20 protein-coding genes are annotated in these 19,191 nt (G+C 68.5%); 11 read left to right on the top strand and 9 right to left on the bottom strand.

The window, feature by feature from the left end; all coding sequences use genetic code 11:
- Positions 1 to 25: 25 nt before the first annotated feature.
- Entirely contained in the window at positions 26 to 1,147 is a 1,122-nt protein-coding gene (locus ACYQR9_RS13745; protein ID WP_461226687.1) for an AI-2E family transporter, read from the top strand.
- A 150-nt stretch (positions 1,148 to 1,297) separates the two neighbouring features.
- On the opposite strand, the gene acnA is transcribed toward ACYQR9_RS13745, so the two are convergent.
- Positions 1,298 to 3,997, bottom strand: coding sequence for an aconitate hydratase AcnA (acnA, locus tag ACYQR9_RS13740; RefSeq protein ID WP_311275443.1), 2,700 nt, complete (start codon positions 3,995 to 3,997; stop codon positions 1,298 to 1,300).
- 299 nt (positions 3,998 to 4,296) lie between these two features.
- On the opposite strand from acnA, the gene relB reads away from it, so the two are divergent.
- From relB to ccmB, 3 genes are all read left to right on the top strand, one after another.
- A complete protein-coding gene (gene relB / locus ACYQR9_RS13735; RefSeq protein WP_461226685.1) occupies positions 4,297 to 4,515 on the top strand; it encodes a type II toxin-antitoxin system RelB family antitoxin in 219 nt (72 codons plus the stop codon).
- 424 nt (positions 4,516 to 4,939) lie between these two features.
- The gene (gene ccmA / locus ACYQR9_RS13730) at positions 4,940 to 5,596 is read left to right on the top strand and encodes a heme ABC exporter ATP-binding protein CcmA (RefSeq protein ID WP_026175999.1); all 657 of its coding nucleotides are present in this window, start codon (positions 4,940 to 4,942) and stop codon (positions 5,594 to 5,596) included.
- Positions 5,597 to 5,604: 8 nt separating this feature from the next.
- On the top strand, positions 5,605 to 6,261 hold the full coding sequence (gene ccmB / locus ACYQR9_RS13725) for a heme exporter protein CcmB (protein ID WP_461229805.1): 657 nt from the start codon (positions 5,605 to 5,607) through the stop codon (positions 6,259 to 6,261).
- Here the strand turns inward: ccmB and ACYQR9_RS13720 are convergent, their stop codons facing one another.
- Together ACYQR9_RS13720 and ACYQR9_RS13715 are read right to left on the bottom strand one after the other, a co-directional pair.
- A complete protein-coding gene (locus ACYQR9_RS13720; RefSeq protein WP_461226683.1) occupies positions 6,262 to 6,873 on the bottom strand; it encodes an SOUL family heme-binding protein in 612 nt (203 codons plus the stop codon).
- Between the two features lie 9 nt (positions 6,874 to 6,882).
- Entirely contained in the window at positions 6,883 to 7,899 is a 1,017-nt protein-coding gene (locus ACYQR9_RS13715) for an AraC family transcriptional regulator (RefSeq protein ID WP_461226681.1), read from the bottom strand.
- Between the two features lie 135 nt (positions 7,900 to 8,034).
- On the opposite strand from ACYQR9_RS13715, the gene ACYQR9_RS13710 reads away from it, so the two are divergent.
- The 4 genes from ACYQR9_RS13710 (at position 8,035) to ACYQR9_RS13695 (ending at position 10,180) form a co-directional block, all read left to right on the top strand.
- Complete coding sequence (locus ACYQR9_RS13710) at positions 8,035 to 8,574, top strand: DUF2380 domain-containing protein (RefSeq protein WP_461226679.1); 540 nt, start codon at positions 8,035 to 8,037, stop codon at positions 8,572 to 8,574.
- Positions 8,575 to 8,645: 71 nt separating this feature from the next.
- Entirely contained in the window at positions 8,646 to 9,422 is a 777-nt protein-coding gene (locus ACYQR9_RS13705) for a heme ABC transporter permease (RefSeq protein ID WP_056427478.1), read from the top strand.
- Positions 9,423 to 9,425: 3 nt separating this feature from the next.
- Positions 9,426 to 9,581 carry a heme exporter protein CcmD gene (gene ccmD / locus ACYQR9_RS13700; protein WP_018044168.1) on the top strand — a complete coding sequence of 52 codons (156 nt, stop codon included), beginning with the start codon at positions 9,426 to 9,428 and terminating at the stop codon, positions 9,579 to 9,581.
- Entirely contained in the window at positions 9,578 to 10,180 is a 603-nt protein-coding gene (locus ACYQR9_RS13695) for a DsbE family thiol:disulfide interchange protein (RefSeq protein WP_461226677.1), read from the top strand. The genes ccmD and ACYQR9_RS13695 overlap by 4 nt, the downstream gene beginning before the upstream one ends.
- Before the next feature lie 18 nt (positions 10,181 to 10,198).
- Here the strand turns inward: ACYQR9_RS13695 and ACYQR9_RS13690 are convergent, their stop codons facing one another.
- The gene (locus tag ACYQR9_RS13690) at positions 10,199 to 10,816 is read right to left on the bottom strand and encodes a septation protein A (protein ID WP_311275578.1); all 618 of its coding nucleotides are present in this window, start codon (positions 10,814 to 10,816) and stop codon (positions 10,199 to 10,201) included.
- Between the two features lie 142 nt (positions 10,817 to 10,958).
- The gene (gene ftsY, locus ACYQR9_RS13685; RefSeq protein WP_461226675.1) at positions 10,959 to 12,350 is read right to left on the bottom strand and encodes a signal recognition particle-docking protein FtsY; all 1,392 of its coding nucleotides are present in this window, start codon (positions 12,348 to 12,350) and stop codon (positions 10,959 to 10,961) included.
- Between the two features lie 41 nt (positions 12,351 to 12,391).
- Here ftsY and ACYQR9_RS13680 point away from each other — a divergent pair, with 41 nt between their 5' ends.
- Together ACYQR9_RS13680 and ACYQR9_RS13675 are read left to right on the top strand one after the other, a co-directional pair.
- The gene (locus ACYQR9_RS13680; protein WP_461226673.1) at positions 12,392 to 13,117 is read left to right on the top strand and encodes an RluA family pseudouridine synthase; all 726 of its coding nucleotides are present in this window, start codon (positions 12,392 to 12,394) and stop codon (positions 13,115 to 13,117) included.
- 28 nt (positions 13,118 to 13,145) lie between these two features.
- On the top strand, positions 13,146 to 13,361 hold the full coding sequence (locus ACYQR9_RS13675) for a hypothetical protein (protein WP_461226671.1): 216 nt from the start codon (positions 13,146 to 13,148) through the stop codon (positions 13,359 to 13,361).
- 311 nt (positions 13,362 to 13,672) lie between these two features.
- Here the strand turns inward: ACYQR9_RS13675 and mtaB are convergent, their stop codons facing one another.
- Both mtaB and dapF read right to left on the bottom strand, forming a co-directional pair.
- Positions 13,673 to 14,920, bottom strand: a complete 1,248-nt coding sequence (gene mtaB / locus ACYQR9_RS13670) for a tRNA (N(6)-L-threonylcarbamoyladenosine(37)-C(2))-methylthiotransferase MtaB (protein ID WP_461226669.1) — start codon at positions 14,918 to 14,920, stop codon at positions 13,673 to 13,675.
- Positions 14,921 to 15,808 carry a diaminopimelate epimerase gene (gene dapF, locus ACYQR9_RS13665; RefSeq protein WP_461226667.1) on the bottom strand — a complete coding sequence of 296 codons (888 nt, stop codon included), beginning with the start codon at positions 15,806 to 15,808 and terminating at the stop codon, positions 14,921 to 14,923.
- A 243-nt stretch (positions 15,809 to 16,051) separates the two neighbouring features.
- On the opposite strand from dapF, the gene ACYQR9_RS13660 reads away from it, so the two are divergent.
- Positions 16,052 to 16,756 carry a GyrI-like domain-containing protein gene (locus tag ACYQR9_RS13660; protein WP_311276737.1) on the top strand — a complete coding sequence of 235 codons (705 nt, stop codon included), beginning with the start codon at positions 16,052 to 16,054 and terminating at the stop codon, positions 16,754 to 16,756.
- A gap of 12 nt (positions 16,757 to 16,768) precedes the next feature.
- Here the strand turns inward: ACYQR9_RS13660 and ACYQR9_RS13655 are convergent, their stop codons facing one another.
- Together ACYQR9_RS13655 and ACYQR9_RS13650 are read right to left on the bottom strand one after the other, a co-directional pair.
- Complete coding sequence (locus ACYQR9_RS13655; RefSeq protein ID WP_461226664.1) at positions 16,769 to 18,433, bottom strand: cyclic peptide export ABC transporter; 1,665 nt, start codon at positions 18,431 to 18,433, stop codon at positions 16,769 to 16,771.
- Between the two features lie 171 nt (positions 18,434 to 18,604).
- The gene (locus ACYQR9_RS13650) at positions 18,605 to 19,117 is read right to left on the bottom strand and encodes a methylated-DNA--[protein]-cysteine S-methyltransferase (protein ID WP_461226662.1); all 513 of its coding nucleotides are present in this window, start codon (positions 19,115 to 19,117) and stop codon (positions 18,605 to 18,607) included.
- Positions 19,118 to 19,191: the final 74 nt, after the last annotated feature.

Here is a 19,191-nt window from a genome sequence, read left to right as displayed (position 1 = left end):
CCAGGAGGCGGCAGAGGTGACGAGAATGGAACGACCTACATCCGTCGATGCGGCGGAGCTGCCGACGGACCATCGCAGCCGCGCCCAAGGAGGCGCGCGCATCGCCCTGGTCCTGGCGCTGTCCGCCCTCGGCCTGTGGGTGCTCCACCCGTTCCTTCCGGCGCTGGCCTGGGCGGTGATCTTCGCCATCGCGCTCTGGCCGCTCTATGCGAAGGCGGAACGGCGCTGGCCGCCCGGTGGCCACAACATCCTGCTGCCGAGCCTGTTCACCCTTGCGGTAGCGCTGATCTTCCTCGCGCCCCTGGTGATCCTCGGGGTACAGGCGACGCGGGAGGCCCATGACGCGATGGCCTGGGCCAAGTCGGCCGAGCGGAGCGGTATTCCCGTACCGGAATTCCTGTCCCACCTTCCCTACGGTGCGGCCAAAGCGAGCGCATGGTGGAGCGAGACTCTCAGCCACCCGTCCGCCGGGTCCGAGATCCTGCACAAGCTCGACAACTCGACCACGATCGGCCTGACCAAGAGCCTCGGGGCTCAAGTCGTTCGCCGGGTTGTGCTATTCGGCTTCACCCTGCTGACGCTGTTCTTCCTGTTCCGCGACGGGCGAACTGTCATCAGGCAGTCGCTGACGGCGAGCGCCCGCCTGTTCGGCCCGCGCGGTGAGCGGGTGGCGCGCCAGATGGTGGCTTCCGTCCACGGCACCGTCGATGGGCTGGTCCTAGTCGGCCTCGGCGAGGGCGTTCTCCTTGGAATCGTTTACTATTTTGCGGGCGTGCCGCATCCGGTCCTGCTCGGCGCGCTGACGGCTGTGGCGGCGATGATCCCCTTCGGAGCGCCGCTGGTCTTCGGCATTGCCGCGCTGATCCTGCTCGCCGGCGGTGCTGTGATCCCGGCGGCGGTGGTGGTGGTGGCAGGCTTCGTCGTCACCTTCGTCGCCGACCATTTCGTGAGGCCGGTCCTGATCGGCGGCACCACCCGCCTGCCCTTCCTCTGGGTGCTGCTCGGCATCCTCGGCGGGGTCGAGACGTTCGGTCTGCTCGGGCTTTTCCTCGGCCCGGCGGTGATGGCGGCCCTGGTGCTATTGTGGCGGGAGTTCACCGATGGGGACGCGGCGCAGGCCGCATCCATAGGCTCGCGCGGACCGTAATTCGAGCCGCCCGCAACCGCCATAGGACGCCCGAAACGACCGCCATCGGACGGTGTTTCGAGGGATTGCAAAGTCGGCTCAGATTCCGGTGGAATTTCTGGGCCGAAAGGCCCTCCCCTGACCGGGGAGGGCCTTCCTCGCATCGTAGGCTTACGCCGCCAGCGAGCGCAGGACGTAGGGCAGGATTCCGCCGTTGCGGAAATATTCCAGCTCGTCCAGCGTATCGATCCGGCAGGTGAGCGGCACCTCTGTCTTGGTGCCGTCGGCGGAGGTGATCTCGGCGATCATGGTCTGGCGCGGCTTGATGTCGCCCGAGAGGCCGAGAAGGCTGACGGTCTCGTCACCCTTGAGGCCGAGCGACGCCCAGGACGTTTCGCCCTGGAACACCAGCGGCACGATGCCCATGCCCACGAGGTTCGAGCGGTGGATGCGCTCGAAGCTCTCCGCCACCACGGCGCGGACGCCGAGGAGCTTGGTGCCCTTGGCCGCCCAATCGCGCGACGAGCCGGTGCCGTATTCCTTGCCGGCGAAGACGACGAGCGGCGTGCCGGATTCGGCGTATTTTTGGGCGGCGTCGTAGATGTACATCCGCTCGCCGGAGGGCTGGAACAGGGTCCAGCCGCCCTCGACCACATTGCCGTTCTCGTCCCGGACCATCTGGTTCTTGATGCGGATGTTGGCGAAGGTGCCCCGCATCATGACCTGATGGTTGCCGCGGCGGGTGCCGTACTGGTTGAAGTCCTGCACCCGGACCTGATGCTCCTGCAGGTAGGCGCCGGCCGGCGAGGCCGCGCGGATGTTGCCTGCCGGAGAGATATGGTCGGTGGTGATGGAATCCTGGAACAGGCCGAGGATGCGGGCATCGACGATGTCGGTGATCGGCGCCGGCGTCTTGGTCATGCCCTCGAAATAGGGTGGGTTCTGCACGTAGGTGGAGGTCGAATCCCACTTGAAGGTCTCGGCCTCGGTGACCTCGACGGCCTTCCAGTAATGGTCGCCGCTGAACACGTCGGCGTAGCGCGACTTGAACAGGGTGGAAGTGATGTTGGCCTCGATGAACTCGGCGACCTCCGCCGTGGAGGGCCAGATGTCGGCGAGATAGACCGGCTGGCCATCGGAGCCAATGCCCAGCGGCTCGGTGGTGATGTCGATCTGCATCGAGCCGGCGAGCGCGTAGGCGACCACCAGCGGCGGCGAGGCCAGGTAGTTGGCGCGCACGTCGGGGTTCACGCGGCCTTCGAAGTTGCGGTTGCCGGAGAGCACGGCCGCCGCGACCACGTCGTTGTCGTTGATCGCCTTGGAGATCGGCGCCGGCAGCGGGCCCGAATTGCCGATGCAGGTGGTGCAGCCGAAGCCGACGAGGTTGAAGCCGAGCGCGTCGAGGGGCGCCTGCAGGCCCGCGCTCTCCAGATACTCGGCGACCACCTGTGAGCCGGGCGCCAGGGAGGTCTTCACCCAGGGCTTGGAACGCAGGCCCTTGGCGACGGCGTTTCGGGCGAGGAGCCCCGCGCCGATCATCACGCTCGGGTTCGAGGTGTTGGTGCAGCTCGTGATCGCGGCGATCACCACGTCGCCATGGCCGATATCGTAATTCGCCCCGTCGACGGGGTAGCGCTTGGCGATATCGGCGGCTCGTCTGAACTCGGTCTCCATGGACTGGGCGAAGCCCGGCTTGGCGCCGTCCAGCAGCACCCGGTCCTGCGGCCGCTTGGGGCCGGCCAGCGACGGGCGCACGTCACCCATGTCGAGGGAGAGGGAATCGGTGAAGACCGGGTCCGGGGTCTGCGCGTCGCGCCACATGCCCTGAGCCTTGGCATAGGCCTCCACGAGGGCGATCCGGTCGTCGGCGCGGCCGGTCACCTTGAGGAAGTCGATGGTCTTCTGGTCGATGGGGAAGAAGCCGCAGGTGGCGCCGTATTCGGGGGCCATGTTGGAGATGGTGGCGCGATCGGCCACCGCCATGTCGTCGAGGCCGGGGCCGTAGAATTCCACGAATTTGCCGACCACACCCTTCTTGCGCAGCATCTGCGTCACGGTGAGCACGAGATCGGTGGCGGTGGTGCCCTCGGGCAGCTTGCCCGACAGTTTGAAGCCGACGACTTCCGGGATCAGCATGGAGAGCGGCTGGCCGAGCATGGCGGCCTCGGCCTCGATGCCACCCACGCCCCAGCCGAGCACGGCGAGGCCGTTGACCATGGTGGTATGCGAATCGGTGCCGACGAGGCTGTCGGGATAAGCGAGCTCGGTGCCGTCCTCGGTCTTGGTCCACACCGTCTGCGACAGGAACTCGAGGTTCACCTGGTGGCAGATGCCGGTGCCGGGCGGGACGACGGAGAAGTTGTCGAAGGCCGACTGGCCCCATTTCAGGAAGGTGTAGCGTTCGCCGTTGCGCTCGTATTCCAGCGCCACGTTGTCGGCCAGGGCCTTCGGGGTGCCGAACTCGTCGACGATGACCGAATGGTCGATGACGAGATCGACGGGGACCAGCGGGTTGATCTTCTGGGGATCGCCGCCGAGAGCGACCATGGCGTCGCGCATCGCGGCGAGATCCACCACGGCGGGCACGCCGGTGAAGTCCTGCATCAGCACGCGCGAGGGACGGAAGGCGATCTCGGTCTCGACCTTGCCGAGGTTGCCGAGCCACGCGACGGTGGCGGAGATGTCGTCCTTCTTCACCGAGCGGTCGTCCTCGAACCGCAGGAGGTTCTCCAGGATGACCTTCATCGAGAAGGGCAAAGCCGTCGCATCGGCGAGGCCGGCCTGCTCGGCATGGGGGATGGAGTAGTAGGTGTAGGATTTGTCGCCGACGGTGAGGGTCTGGCGGGAGTGGAAGCTGTCGAGTGATGCCACGGCTTGTTTCTTCCTCACGAGCGGTTGTCGAACACGCGCAGGCATGACCTGCGCCACGAAGTCGTGTTCGGCTGGAGCGCTTCTAAAAAAAGCGCGCGCCGCTCCGGGGGTGCCCGGACAGGATGTTGCGCGACGAGCGATTTGGACGCTCGGGACTCGCGCGGCGCAGCCTGCGCCCCGTATAGAACACTTCGAAACTGGCCGCTACGCCCTGCTGTGACACGAGCGCAGGAGTGTCGGGGAGAACGTGGACGAGCCTCGGTGCGCGAGCTATGCAGGCGGCCATGCCGGAGCATTCCATGATCGCCTTTCGCCTGCCCCCGGAGATCGAAGCGCATATGGATGCGCATGGTCGGCGGACAGGCCAAGGCGCGCGTGAAGACGCCCGCGACGCGATCCTAGATTACCTTGAGGATCGTGCGGACGTTCAAATCGCCGAGCGGCGGCTTGCCGACCTGAAGGCGGGGAAAAGCGACTTCGTTCCCATCTCGGAACTCCTCGCTCGGTATGCATTGTGATCGCGGCCGTCGCGCACGATCCTCTTACCCTTGCGATGCAGCGGTTTGCCCCATCCACAAAACTGCCAACGAGTCAGAACCCTCACGTCGGTATGAGGCGTGACAGGCGCCCTCTTCCGGCTACGGCATTCACGCCTCTCGCGGGCGGCTCGGGTGCCCTCTCCTGGAAGGAGAGGGACAGGGTGAGGTGTGTGACCTCTCCGGGGATGGACCACACCTCACCCCAGCCCTCTCCTTCCAAGAGAGGGAGTTCCGCTGCGCCTCATGCCAACCCTCTTGGATCGAGGGAACGGCTGTCGAGCAGATGTATGAATCCAGTAGCCTTCCAAGAGAGGGAGCCCGCGCCGCCTGCGCGAGACGTGGAGGTCGCAAATTCAGTGAGCAGTTGGAAACGTGCCGTTGCCGTCGGCCGGCAGGGATCCCCGTGCGGCTGACCGCTACGAACCTCGCCGCCCGCCGCTCCGGCCGCCGCATCTTCTCGGGTCTGTCCTTCGCGCTCGGCCCCGGCGAGGCCTTGATGGTGACGGGGCGCAACGGGGCGGGAAAATCCACCCTGCTCAGCCTTCTCGCCGGCCGGTTGAAGCCGGATGCCGGCACCATCGCGGTTGCCGACGTCGGTGAGGCGACGCTGGCCGAATGTCTCCACGTGGTCGGCCATCGCGACGGGCTGAAAAGCCCGCTGACGGCGGAGGAGAACCTGACCTTCGCCCGCGACCTCCTCGGCGCGCCCACCGCGAGCCCGGCCGAAGCGTTGAACGAACTCGGGCTCGGCCATGCCCTGCGGTTGCCGGTGGCCTACCTCTCCGCCGGCCAGCGCCGCCGCGTCGCCCTCGCCCGGCTTCTCGTGTGCCGGCGTCCGCTCTGGCTGCTCGACGAGCCGACCGCGGCCCTCGACACCGCCTCTCAGGCCGTGCTCGCCGGATTGATGGCGCGCCACCGGGCCGAGGGCGGTCTCATCGTGGCGGCCACCCACCAGTCCCTCGGCCTGGAGGATGCCCGCGAACTGCGCATCGACGAGGCGTTGAAACCCGCACCCGCCTCGGCCGGCGCGAATGCGGCCGATTCGGAGGTGTGGTGGTGATCGGCGTGATGCGCGCCCTCATCGCCCGCGACCTGCAGCTCGCCGCCCGCGTCGGCGGCTCGGGCGCCCTGTCGCTGGTGTTCTTCCTGATGATCGTCGCCCTCGTGCCGTTCGCGCTGGGGCCCGACCTCAACCTTCTCTCGCGGATCGGTCCGGCCATCCTCTGGCTCGCCGCCGTGCTCGCCACCCTGATCGGCCTCGACCGCCTGTTCCAGGCCGACGAGGAGGACGGCTCCCTCGACCTGATGACCGGCGCTCCGGCACCGATGGAGATGGTGGTGCTCGCCAAGGTGATTGCCCATTGGCTCACCACCGGCCTGCCGTTGGCTCTCGCTTCGCCGCTCTTCGGGCTGCTCGTCGCCCTCGACGGCACCGCCATGGGCGCCACCGGCCTCACTTTGCTGGTGGGGACGCCGGCCCTGACCTTCATTGGCGCCGTCGGCGCCGCGCTCACCGCCTCGATCCGCCGGGGCGGCCTGATCCTCGCCGTCCTGGTGCTGCCGCTGATGATCCCAACGCTGATCTTCGGCGTCTCCGCGACCGAGGCGGCATCCGGCGGCACGGTGCCCTTCACGACGCCCCTGCTGATCCTGTCGGCCCTCAGCCTGATCGCGGCGGTGATCGGGACCTTCGCGGCGGCCGCGGCCCTGCGCTGGTCGGAATGATCAGCGCCCTTCCGCGACCGGGATGACGATCTCGTTGCGCCGCAGGAAAGGGATCGTGAAGGGTGGATCGTAGCTCAGCACGCTCGAAGGCCCCGTCGTCTCGCGGGCCATCTTCGCCAGGACCTGCCGGAGAACCGCCTCGCGTTTCTCACGGGCTCTCGCATCGAGTGTGCCGGAGAAGCGGAGCGCGGCGAAGGTCGCGGCAGGCAGCCGAGCGATGCGGACCGCCGGGTCGGTCGGGACCGGCGGTCCGTCCTTAGCCATGGCGGCGGGCAGGAAGAAGCGCATGACGCGCAGATCGCCGCCCTGCTCCACCGGCACGGTCATGGCAATCAGGGTGCCCTGTTCCACCGGCACCGTCATCGCGATGCGGTCGTCTCCGCCATTGGAGCCGGTGATGTACCGGAACAGCCGGCGAAACGCCTCGGCATCGCCCGGTCCCGCCATGTCGGTCTCGACCGCGACACGCGGTTCGTAGCGGCGGATCTCGACGTTGCGGGGCAATTGCTCGACCACCTCGTAGCGCGGCTGCTCGTAGGTGGCACGGATGCCGACCACGGATAGGAGCGATTCCGCGAAGGTCAGGGCGTAGTAGAGGGCTTTGTCGAGCATGGCGTCGGCTCAACGCCCCATCGAAGGCCGCGTTTCCAGGCCAGACGCCAGATGCCGCCATTCCGTCGGCGGCAGGCCGGTCCAGCCACGGAAGGCGCGGGTGAAATGTACGGCGTCGGCATAGCCCAGATCGAGGCCGATCCGGCCGATCGGCCGGTCCGTCCGCGAGAGCAGGTGCTTGGCCTCCCCGATCAGAACCTGGGTGAGGCAGGCGCCGTAGCTGGTGCCGTGCGCCTCGAACCGGCGCTGAAGCGAACGCCGCGACAGACCGAGCCGGCGACAGAGCCAATCGATGGAGGGGCGCCTGTCGAGGAGGCCGAGGCGGAGGAGATGCCCCGTGCAAAGGAGGAAATCGCTGGGGTCCGGAACCCCGGCCATGTCCAGGACCGCCGCTGCCTTGGCCGGTCGCGGGTTCCTCGTCGCGATGAGGTCGGCATCGAAGCTCACGACGGCACCCGGCCCGAGGCGAAGCTCACAGCCAAGCGCGCTCTCGATCGCCCCGCGATCCTGCAGCACCGCTCCCGAGAGACCGACCTCGTCGGGCACGAAGCCCGGCCCCAGGAATCGGCGGAGCACATCGAGGATGTAGCCGAGCGCCAGCATTTCGTTCTTCTGCCGCCCGACGGGACTGTCGTCCGTGACGGCATAGGTCACATGGGCGCGGCCCGCCAGGACCGATACGTCCATCCGGGTCGCGGTCTGCAAATGATCGACGATGAGGGTGGTGCCGAGGGCCAGCGCCTCGCCCAGGGTCGCGGAGGCGCAGACGCGGATCCCATATGGGCCGAGGCTCGGCACGCCCGCACCCAGTGACAGCCGGGCCGGCAGAGCCGAGTCGCCGACCTCGCGGGCCGCCTCCTCGACGATGCGCAACTGGTCTCGCAACAGGATCAGCCGATCCGGCTCGTCGATCAGGGCCATCGGCATCTCGGCCCTGCCGAACACGCGGGCCACCGAACCGCCGGCGCGCTCCACCGCGTCCGCCACCGGCCCCATCGAGCGTGCCTTGGTCAGACCGATCAGCATCCCGTCGCGCCCCCGGACGAGAAGGTCGCCGAGGTGGCACCGGATGGCAAGAAGGTGTGTTCCCGCCCGGCTATCGAAGAGTCGGACGATCAGGCGCCGATGCAGAGCGCTTCCGATCTTGGGCAAGGATACGCCATGCGCACGATTCATCGAAGCCGCACCGTCGCGCTCGGCGTCGGGATCGCTCTTCTATTGGGCGCCCTGCCCTGTTCCGCCGATCCCGCTCCGAACCTGGCGATGCTGCCGATCCGGATGCTCGACACGTCCGGCGAGCCGAAGGACCAGACCTCCGAACATGCCGCCCGCCTCGCGGCGATGTCCCAGGAGCTCTCCGCCCGCCTCTCCGCCAAGGGCTGCTTTCGCGTGGTCGGCATCGACGCGGAGGCCCTGGCGCGGTCCTGCCCGGGAAACGAGCCGGCCTGCATCCTCGGCGTCGCGCGGGCGAACGGCGCCGGGCTCGCCTTCGTCGGCGTGATCCACAAGAGCAGCACGCTGATCTTGCAGATGTTCGCTCGTATGGTGGAGACCGGCGGCGGCGCGACGACCTTCTCGCGGGAACTCAACTTTCGCGGCGACAACGACGAATCCTGGCAGCGCGCGGAAGCCTTCCTCGCGCGCGAGATCGAGGCCGACCGGCCCGGTGGGGAAAACGCGAGGACGTGCGCGAAGAAATGATCGATGCGGCTGGGAATGCGCGTAACGCCCGCATTGATGCTGCACCGCACCTTGGGCTAGGTCCACGGACCATGTGGACACGTCTTGCCCATCCCGGTCACTTCCTGCGCTGGACCGGCCCCGTGATGCCCTGGCTCGCGGGGCTCTCGGCCGTGCTGCTCGCAATCGGCCTGTACCTCACCTGGTTCGTGGTCCCGCCCGACTACCAGCAGGGCGAGACCGTGCGGATCATGTATATCCACGTGCCGGCGGCCTGGCTCGGCGTGTTCTTCTACGGGTCGATGGCGATCTCGGCGATCGGCACTCTGGTCTGGCGCCACCCCCTGGCGGACGTGGCGCAGCGCGCCGCCGCGCCGATCGGGGCGGCCTTCACCTTGATCTGCCTCGTCACCGGCTCGCTCTGGGGCAAGCCGATGTGGGGCACCTACTGGGTCTGGGACGCGCGCCTGACCTCGATGCTGATCCTGTTCCTGATCTATTGCGGCATCATCGCCCTGTGGCGCACGATCGAGGATCCGAACCGGGCCGCGCGCGCCATCGCGATCCTGACGCTGGTGGGCGCCGTGAACCTGCCGATCATCAAGTTCTCGGTGAACTGGTGGTCGACGCTGCATCAGCCGGCCTCGATCATGCGGATGGGCGGCTCCAGCATCGATCCCTCGATGCTCTACCCCCTGCTCGAGATGATCCTCGCCTTCACCCTGCTCGGGATCACGCTGCATCTCTACGCCATGCGCACGGAGATCCTGCGCCGCCGCGTCAGGGCGCTCACCATCCGGGAGGCCGAGCGCCTGGATGCCGATCCGCGTCCGGCCCGGCCCCTCGGCCAAGCGATCCGGGGAGTCTGAGCGATGGCTTCCCTCGGGCCGCATGCCGGCTTCATCCTCGGCGCCTACGCCTTCACCGCCCTCGTCATCGGCGCCCTGATCTGGCGCTCGCTCAGCGATCACCGGGCGCAGAAACAGGCGCTCGCGGCCCTTCAGGGCGATGCGGGGGAGCGCTCGTGAGCGCCGCATCCTCGTCGGCGCCGGTGCGCCGGTCGCTCCTCGTCGTCGCGCCGCTGGTAATCTTCGCGGCGCTGGCCCTGGTGTTCTTCATTCGCCTGCGATCCGGAGCGGACCCGGCCGCGATTCCCTCGGCGCTGATCGGACGGCCTGTGCCGGCCTTCGCGTTGCCGGCCTTGCCCAACCTCGTCGGCGGCGAAGGCCAGGCCGTTCCCGGTCTTTCCAGCGCCGACCTCAAGGGCCGCGTGACGGTGGTCAATTTCTGGGCGTCGTGGTGCGCCCCGTGCCAGATCGAGCATCCGCAACTGATGCGGCTGGCGCGTGAGCCGGGCGTGAACCTCGTCGGCATCGACTACAAGGACGCGCCGGAGAACGGCCGCCGCTTCCTGTCGCGCAGCGGCGTCCCGTTCCAGGCGGTGGGCATGGATTCCACCGGCCGCACCGGTATCGATTTCGGCGTCTACGGCGTGCCGGAAACCTTCATCATCGGCGCCGACGGCGTGATCCGCGACAAGCTCGTGGGGATCGTCACGGCGGAGAACTATGCGTCGGTGCTGCAGAAGATCCGGGCGGCGGAGACGGTGGCCACTGCGAAACCCTGATCCGGCGACGGGCTTTCCCTACACGTCGGGCTTCGCCTCGGCCTTGCGGTCGTAGCGCATGAGAAGCGGGGTCTGCGACAGGGCGAACAGGATGGTCAGGGGCATGATGCCGACCACCTTGAAATTGGCCCAGAAGGCGTAAGTCTGCGTCCGCCAGACCACCTCGTTGATGGCGGCCAGGGCGAAGAAGAACAATCCCCAGCGGAAGGTGAGCTTGCGCCAGCCCTCCTCGGTCAGGTCGAAGACCGAGTCGAGCACCACCGACAGCAGGGATTTCCCGAACAGCAGGCCGCCGAGGAGGATGGCGCCGAACAGGGCGTTCACGATCGTCGGCTTGATCACGAAGAACGTCTTGTCGTGCAACGCCAGCGCCATGCCGCCGAAGACCAGCACGACGATGCCGGAGACCAGCGGCATGATCGGCAGCCGTCGCAGCAGCGCGAAGTGGATGGCCAGAGCCACCACCGTCGCCACCACGAACACCCCGATGGCCATGAAGGTGCTGCTGTCCTCGCTCAGGCCGAACCGCGTGCCGAACGAGTTCAGCAGGAAGAACAGCACCAGCGGCCCCATTTCCAGGGCGAGCTTCGGCACCGGGTCGAGATGGCGGCGCGGCGGCACGGATTCGATGGGCAGGGTCATGATCGTGAGCGGCTCGTGGTTCGGAACGCCCGGGCGCGAAGCGGCGCCGGGCGGGAGGCCGGATGTAGGACAGTCGCCCCGGCTTTCCTAGCGCGAGCGCTTTTCGTGCAGGTCTCCGGAGCGCCTGTCCATGAATCTAGTCCTTGTCCAACCCCGCGATGGCCCGCGCGAAGTCCCGCGCGGCGAAGGGTTCGAGATCCTCGACGCCTTCGCCGACGCCGATGAAATGCACCGGCAGGCCGAACTTCGCGGCCAGCGCCACGAGGATGCCGCCCCGCGCGGTGCCGTCGAGCTTGGTCATGACGAGGCCGGTGACGTTGGCCGCCTTCGAGAACAGCTCGACCTGGCTCAGCGCGTTCTGGCCCACGGTGGCATCGAGGACGAGGAGCACGGCATGGGGCGCCTCGGCGTCGATCTTGCGGATGACGCGCAGGATCTTCTCCAACTCCGCCATCAGCCCGGTCTTGTTCTGGAGCCGGCCGGCCGTATCGATCAGGAGCACGTCGGTGCCCTCGGTTCTGGCCCGCTGGAAGGCCTCGAAGGCGAGGCCGGCGGCATCCGCTCCCTGCGCGCCCGCCACCACCGGAACCCCGGTGCGCGTGCCCCAGACCTTGAGCTGCTCGATGGCCGCGGCGCGGAACGTGTCGCCCGCCGCGAGCATCAGGCTGTGCCCCTCCCCCTTCAGCTTCAGGGCGAGCTTGCCGATGGTGGTGGTCTTGCCCGCGCCGTTGACGCCGATCATCAGGATCACGAACGGCTTCTTCGTTGTGTCGATGGTGAGGGGAATGGCGACGGGCGTCAGCGCCCGCTCCACCTCGGCGGCGAGGATGGCCCGGACCTCATCCGGGGAGATGCCCTTCTCGTAGCGGCCCTTGCCCACGGCCTCCGAGATCCGCATGGCGGTGTCGATGCCGAAATCGGCCTGGATCAGGGCGTCTTCCAGCTCCTCCAGCGTGTCCGCGTCGAGCTTGCGCTTGGTGAAGAGGCCGGTCACCCGCTCGGACAAAGCCGACGAGGTGCGCTTCATGCCCCCGGTGAGGCGGCTCCACCAGCCGCGCTTCTCGGAGGCCGGCTCTGGGTCGGTGACAGGCTCGGGCGTGGGGGCCGGGATCGGGGCGGGCTCCGGTGCGAAGGCGACCGTCGTGGTGTCGGCCTTCTCCGCTCCGCGCGCGGGATCGTCTCCCGCCGTACCGGCCGGCGGGCGCTCATCCGCGCCCGCGATGGGCTGCAGGTCTGCCCCCTCGATCTCGTCGGGGATCGTGTTCTTGTCCGGGTCGGTGGGCGCGGGCTCGCTGGGGGGCAGCGGGATCGCCGAGATGTCGTCCGCACCCGTGGCGAAGTCGGGCTGGCCTTCCGATGCCGAGGCGGGAGACGCGATGGGAAGCGATGCCGGCTCGATGGCCGTTTCGGGTTTCCGCTCCGGCTTGGGATCGGGCGGCTGGACCGGGACCGGCTCGGGCGGCCACGCTTCCTCCTTCTTCCCGAACATCCGCCGCAGCAACCAGCCCGGCCTCTTGTCTTCGCTCATTCCCACTTGCTCCCTCGACCCCGCATGAGTAGCGCAGGGCGATGCCGTCAGCCGATGCCCCAGTGGAACACCGCATAACAGACATAGGCGCGCGTCTCCTCTACCGCGATGCCCTTGTCCTCGTCATCGACAAGCCGGCGGGACTGCCTGTCCATCCCGGCCCGAAGGGCGGCGAGACCCTGACCGACCATCTCGATGCCTTGCGCTTCGGTCTGCCACGTCGTCCCGAGGCCGCCCATCGGCTCGACCGCGACACGTCGGGCTGCCTCGCCCTGGGCCGTCATGCCAAAGCTTTGGCCCGTCTCAACAAGCTGTTCGCCGCGAGCGGCACGGTGGGGAAGACCTACTGGGCCATCGTCGAGGGCGATCCCGCCGAGGACGAGGGCCGCATCGACTTCCCCCTCGCCCGCCGCTCGGACGACCCGCGCTCGTGGTGGATGAAGACGGACCCGGCCGGTGACCCTTCGCTGACCACATGGCGCGTTCTCGGCCGCTCGGCGGACAGGAGCCTCGCCTGGCTAGCCCTCAGCCCGGTCACCGGCCGCACGCATCAGCTGCGCGTCCATTGCGCCGCCATGGGCTGGCCCATCCTCGGCGACACGATCTACGGCACCGCCCCGCGCTCGGGCGGACCCGGGCTGCAGCTCCACGCCCGCGCGCTCACCCTGCCGCTCTATCCCAAGAAGCCGCCGATCGTGGTCGAGGCCCCGGCGCCGGGGCACATGCGGGAGCGGATGGGGATGTGTGGGTATCGGGCTAGCGCATGACGCGTGCGATGGATTGGCTGAGCGAGAGGTGCACATCCCCTCTCCCCGCACGCGGGGAGAGGGCCGCGACGACCTCGTCGTCGTCGCGGCGAGGCGGCAGCCGAAGGTGAGGGGGCGCGTCCGGGTGAGCCAAGTTCTGATGCGCCCCCTCACCCTCGCTTCGGCTTCGCCTCTCGCTCATCGCGGACACGACAAGGTGTCCGCGATCCTCTCCCCGCGCGCGGGGAGAGGCGGCGCTGCCTGACCCGGCCGCTCTACTTCAGAAGGCCGTCCATTACGGTCGAGGCGCTGGCGCCGGGACATGACCCGCGAAATGGACTGGCTGGATGGCGGGCGCACATCCCCTCTCCCCGCACGCGGGGAGAGGGCCGCGACGACCTCGTCGTCGTCGCGGCGAGGCGGCAGCCGAGGGTGAGGGGGCGCGTCCGGGTGAGCCCCTATCGGATGCGCCCCCTCACCCTCGCTTCGGCTTCGCCTCTCGCTCATCGCGGACACGACAAGGTGTCCGCGATCCTCTCCCCGCGTGCGGGGAGAGGCGGTCGCCGTCGCGCCGGATTACTCCGCCCCGATCAGCACCCGGCCGTCATGTCCGGCGATCGTCACGTCGCGAAGCTCGCCCGGAGGCGTGTCGGCTGCCAGCCGGACCGGGGTGAACCCTTCCGTGCGTGCCATTCCCCCGCGCTCGGTGAGCACGCGATGGGTCCGGCCGACCTCTCCCGCGAGATGTGCCGTCAGTGCCGCGGCTCCCGCGTCACGGAGACGGGCGGCGCGCTCGCGGATCACGTCTCCGGCGACGGGGGGCATGCGCGCGGCCGGCGTGCCGGGGCGAGGCGAATAGGGGAAGACGTGGAGATGCGTCAGGCCGCATTCGGCAACGAGATCGAGCGAGCGGGTGAACTGCTCTTCCGTCTCGGTGGGAAAGCCGGCGATGAGGTCGGCCCCGAAGACGGCATTCGGGCGAAGACGCCGCACGGCCTCACAGAACCGGATCGCATCGTCGCGGCCGTGCCGGCGCTTCATCCGCTTGAGGATCAGGTCGTCGCCGGCCTGCAGCGAAAGGTGGAAATGCGGCATCAGCCGGTTCTCGCCGGCAATCGCCTCCCAGAGAGCCGCGTCGGCCTCGATGGAATCGATGGAGGACAGGCGCAGGCGCGCGAGATCCGGCACGTGGCGCAGGATCGCCTGGACCAGCCGTCCCAGGCTGGATGACGGCGACAAATCCCGGCCGTAGGCGGTGAGGTCGACGCCGGTGAGCACGACTTCGCGCCCGCCATGGTCGACGATGCGGCGAACCTGATCGACCGCGTCGTCCAGCGTGATGGAGCGGGAATTTCCCCGGCCGAAGGGGATGATGCAGAAGGTGCAGCGATGGTCGCAGCCGTTCTGCACCGGCACGAAGGCGCGGGTATGGCCGGCGACCGAGGCGATCCGCGTCGGTGCCGCCTCGCGCGCGGCCATGATGTCGTCGATGGCGAGACGCGGTCTGACATGCGTGGCGGGCAGCCAGGTCTCGGCCCTGGTCTTGGCGTCGTTGCCGACGATGCGCGCCACTTCCGGCATCGCCGAATAGGCGTCCGTTTCCACCTGCGCGCCGCAGCCGGTGACGACGATCTCGGCCCCCGGCCGCTCGCGGGCGAGCTTGCGGATCGCCTTGCGGGCCTGGCGTCCGGCCTCCGTCGTGACGGCGCAGGTATTGACGAGGACGAGGTCCGCACCCGTCCCCGCCGCCTCGGCATGGCGGCGCATCACCTCGGATTCCACCGTGTTGAGGCGGCAGCCGAAGGTCAGGGTCTCCACCGCCACTCAGTCCACCCGCGCGAAGAGTTCGGGGGACAGGAAATCCTCCCATTCGAGAGCCACGGGGCCGGTCATCAGCACGTGGTCGTCGGCCCGCCATTCGATGACGAGGTCGCCGCCGGGCAGGCTCACCGTGGCGTGGCGCCCGAGCATGCGCAGGCGCGAGGCCGCCACCAGGGTGGCGCAGGCGGCGGTGCCGCAGGCGAGCGTCAACCCGGCGCCGCGCTCCCAGACCCGAAGCTTGATCGTGTCGGGCCCCGTCACCTGCGCCACGGAGATGTTGGCGCGCTCGGGAAAGATCGGGTGGTTCTCGAGCATCGGGCCGATGCGGCCGAGATCGTAGTCGTCGGGATCGCGCTCGACGAAGAACACCGCGTGGGGGTTGCCCATATTCACCACGCCCGGCGAATGCAGCACGGGCGCGTCGATTGGGCCGATCTGGAGCTCGATCCGCCGCGTGTCGGGGAACGGCTCGGCCAGCGGAATCTCGTCCCACTTGAGGCGGGGGCGGCCCATATCGACGGTGAAGGAGGTGTGCGCCACGCGCTTCACCTCGACGAGCCCCGCCTTGGTCTCCAGGGTGAGGCGGCCGTTCTCAGCCGGGCGCGCCATGGCCGGGTCGTCCAGCATGGCGTAGGCGACGCAGCGGGTGCCGTTGCCGCATGCGCCGGATTCCGACCCGTCGGTATTGTAGATCCGCATAAAGCCGTCCGTGCCGGGGCTGCGCGGATCGTGGATGACCATCAGCTGGTCGAAGCCCGAGCGCGGGTGGCCAGCGATGGCGCGGGCCTCCTCGGCACGCACGACCAGCTCCGTGCCGCGCAGGTCCAGCACCACGATGGCGTTGCCCGCCCCGTGCATCTTCAGGAACCGACGGTTCTCGAGCCTCGTCATGATCGTCTTCGGTTTCGTTGTCTGAACGGGGCATCCCGCGTGCGAGGCCCCCGCATATAGGACAAAGCGCCGGGCCGCGCACGCGGGGGCCGCTCGGGGGAGCGTTGCACAAGGGACGCGCCCGTCACGTTCCTGCGTTCGGGGCGGGTTGGCGTCTCGCAGGCGGGCGGCTTCCTCCCTATTTTAAGGCTTCGCGATTCAGCCGTACGATTCGTCGCGGCGTGCGATCTCCGGAGCGTTGCCTTGACCCGTCATCGTCTATTGCCGCTCGTCAGCCTCGCCGCCGCTTTGGCCGTCTCCTCCGCGCTCGCGCAGCAGCCGTCCTCGCCCGCGACCTCCTCTCCCCTGCCGACCACGACGGCGCCCGATCCGGTCAATCCCGACGCGCCGGCCCGTCCGGTGCCGACCCAGGCCCTCCCCGCCGCTCCGGCCCTTCCGGCCGGACCGGCACGCCAGACCCTGGTGGAGACCCCCGGCGACGCCAACGACGTGGACGAGGTCTCGCTGCCGCCCAAGCCCGCCGCGATCCTGGCGGGGCGGGCGAGCTGGGAGGAGGCGGTGCCGGCCCTGAAGGCCGCCTTCGTGAAGATCGAGGAGGCGCTCGCCAAGGACGGGATCACCCCCACCGGCCGGCCGATCGCGGTCTTCGCCAAGACCGACGATGACGGATTCCAGTTCGAGGCGATGATCCCGATCGCCTCCATGCCGGACCCGAAGCCCGCCGAGTCGGGCGGCCTGCGCTTCGGCACGACCCCCAGCGGCAAGGCCCTGCGCTTCCCGCATAAGGGCTCCTACGACGAGATCGACGGCACCTACGAGACGCTCACCGCCTATCTCGACGCCAAGGACGTGGTGGTCCAGGACCGCTTCATCGAGGAATACGTCACCGACCTGAACGACAAGGCGGACGAGAAGCTCGACGTGAATATCTACGCCCTGCCGAAATAGGCGACGTCTCGCTCACGCGGTCGCTTCCGTTCGGGGAGCTTCCAGGATCGCGCCGTTGTTCAGGTGGATCACCCGGTCGGCCGCATCGAAGTAGCGGTCGTCATGGCTGATGACGATCAGGGTCCGGCCCTCACGCTTCAGGTCCGGCAGGAGCCGTGTGTAGAACAGGCGGCGGAAGGTGGGGTCCTGCTCCGCCGCCCACTCGTCGAGGACGAGGACCGGCCGCCCTTCGAGATAGGCCTGAACCAGGGCCAGGCGCTTGCGCTGCCCGGCCGAGAGATCGACGGTGGAGAAGGCCCCGTCCCGGATCGTCACCTTGTGGGCGAGGTCCAGGGTCTCGAGATAGGCATCCGCCGCCGCCGGGTTCGCCCCGGCGGGCAGCACGAGATCGTCGAACAGGTAGTAATCGAAGAACACCGCCGAGAAATGCTGGCGGTAGGCGTCCCGCGTCTCGTCCGTCACCGGCGCCCCGTCGAGGAACAGGGTGCCGGTCTGTGGCGGGTAGAGGCCGAGGATCAGCTTGATGAGGGTGGTCTTGCCCGAGCCGTTCTCGCCGACGATGAACAGGATCTCCCCCCGCCGCACGGTGAGGTCGATGGGGCCGAGGGTGAAGCCCGGCTTGCCCTCGGCGGCCGGGAAAGTGTGGCTGACGCCGCGAAGCTCGATTTCCTCAATGGTCCGGGGCGTCCGCGTGTCCTCCGGCGCGAGCAGGTTCGGCTCCGAGACGGTGCGTCCGGCCGAGAATTCGGCGATGCGCTGGTAGGCGATCCGGGCCCTACCGATCTCGGGCAGGATGGCGAGGATGTAGGTGACCGGCAGCTCGATATAGAGCAGCACGAGGACGAAGCCGGAGAGGACGGCGTTGTCGATCCCCAGAGTCGCCTTGTAGGTCACGATGGCCGCGATCGTGGCGAACAGGGCCAGCTTCTTCGTCAGGTAGGAGAATTCGAGGAGCGTATGGGTCCTGAATTCGTTGCGGCGGAGTTCTTCGATGGACGAGGTCAGGGCCCCGTCCCTCAACCGCATCCGGCGCTGCCGGTTGAGCCGCAATTCCCGGCTGCCTTCGGTCAGGCTCTGGAAATGCTTCTGCATCGTGTCGGCGAGGGAGCGCCGCGTGCGGTAGCCGACCATGGCGCGGCGGCGCAGGATGTTCTCGACATAGCTGCCGAGGCCGAAGACCAGCAGGGTGATGGCGAGGAGCGGGGCTGACAAGGTGAGCATGTAGACGAGGCATCCGGCGGTGACGCCGCTCTGGATGATGAGCCCCGACAGCATCGCCACCGTCGTCGACAGCGTGCCGGCATCCGTGTTGAGCGAAGCGAGGACCTTGTGGCGGCCGATCTGCTCGATACGGTCGATGGGCGCCGTGAGGATCATGTCGGCGAGATCGCGGCTGAGGCCGGCGCTGATGCGTCCGCTCGCCAGGGCGCTGCCGAGCCCGGAGAGAAGGGACCCGCCGACGCCGAGAAGGACGAGGCCGAGGAAGACGGGAATGAAAGTCTCGGAAAGACCGCCCTCCGCATGGATGGCCGTGTTGACCTTGGCCAGAACCGTCGCAGTGGCGAGGCCGCTCAGCGCCCCGATCGCCGAGGACACGGCCACGAGCGGCCAGATCGGACGCAGCAGGCGCATCGCGTCCTTGCCGAGCCCGCTCAGACGATTGTCCGGTCCCGCCATTCATCCCTCCGGCTCGGCCCTGTCGTTGGGCCGCTGGAGAGGCGGATACGTCAGGAACGGGATGCGCCAAAATTCGAAACACGCAGGGCGTGTCTGCGGACGGGCCTGCTTGTCGTCGCGGTGGGGATGTGGAGAATAACGACACCCCAGATCGAAAGCATCGCGCCGGGTTCAGAGCAGGCTGAGCTGCGCCGAGACACGAGAGGTCGCCCCGCGCTCAAGCGCGAGCAGCCATCGTTTCGTATCGAGGCCGCCGGCAAACCCCGTGAGGCTGCCCGCCGCGCCGATGACCCGGTGGCAGGGAACGACGATGGGGAGCGGGTTGGCGCCATTGGCGGCACCCACGGCCCGGCTGGCGCTCGGACGGCCGATTCGCCTGGCCAACTCGCCGTAGCTGATCGTCTCGCCCAGCGGGATGTCCATGAGCGCGGTCCAGACTTGCCTCTGGAACGGCGTGCCGCGCGGGTCGAGTTCGAGATCGAACCTGGTGAGCCGGCCTTCGAAATAGGCACTCAATTGCCGCCGGGCTTCGGCGAAGGCCGCGTCGTCCCGGAGCCAGTCCGGTTTCGGGGCAACGGCGCCCTTGCCGGTTGGGAAACCGATGCAATGCAGGCGCTCGTCCGTACCGGCCAGAACAAGCGGACCGATCGGGCTGGGCAGGACCGTGTAGCGGGTGTCGGGCATGGCGGATCGTCTCGGGCCGGCGGTTGCGCGCCTCGGGAGACCGCCATCCTACACGGAGGGAAGCGGCCCTCCTC

The organism is Methylobacterium sp. CM6241, assembly GCF_054817845.1.
This window is presented reverse-complemented; position numbering and strand designations above follow the sequence as displayed.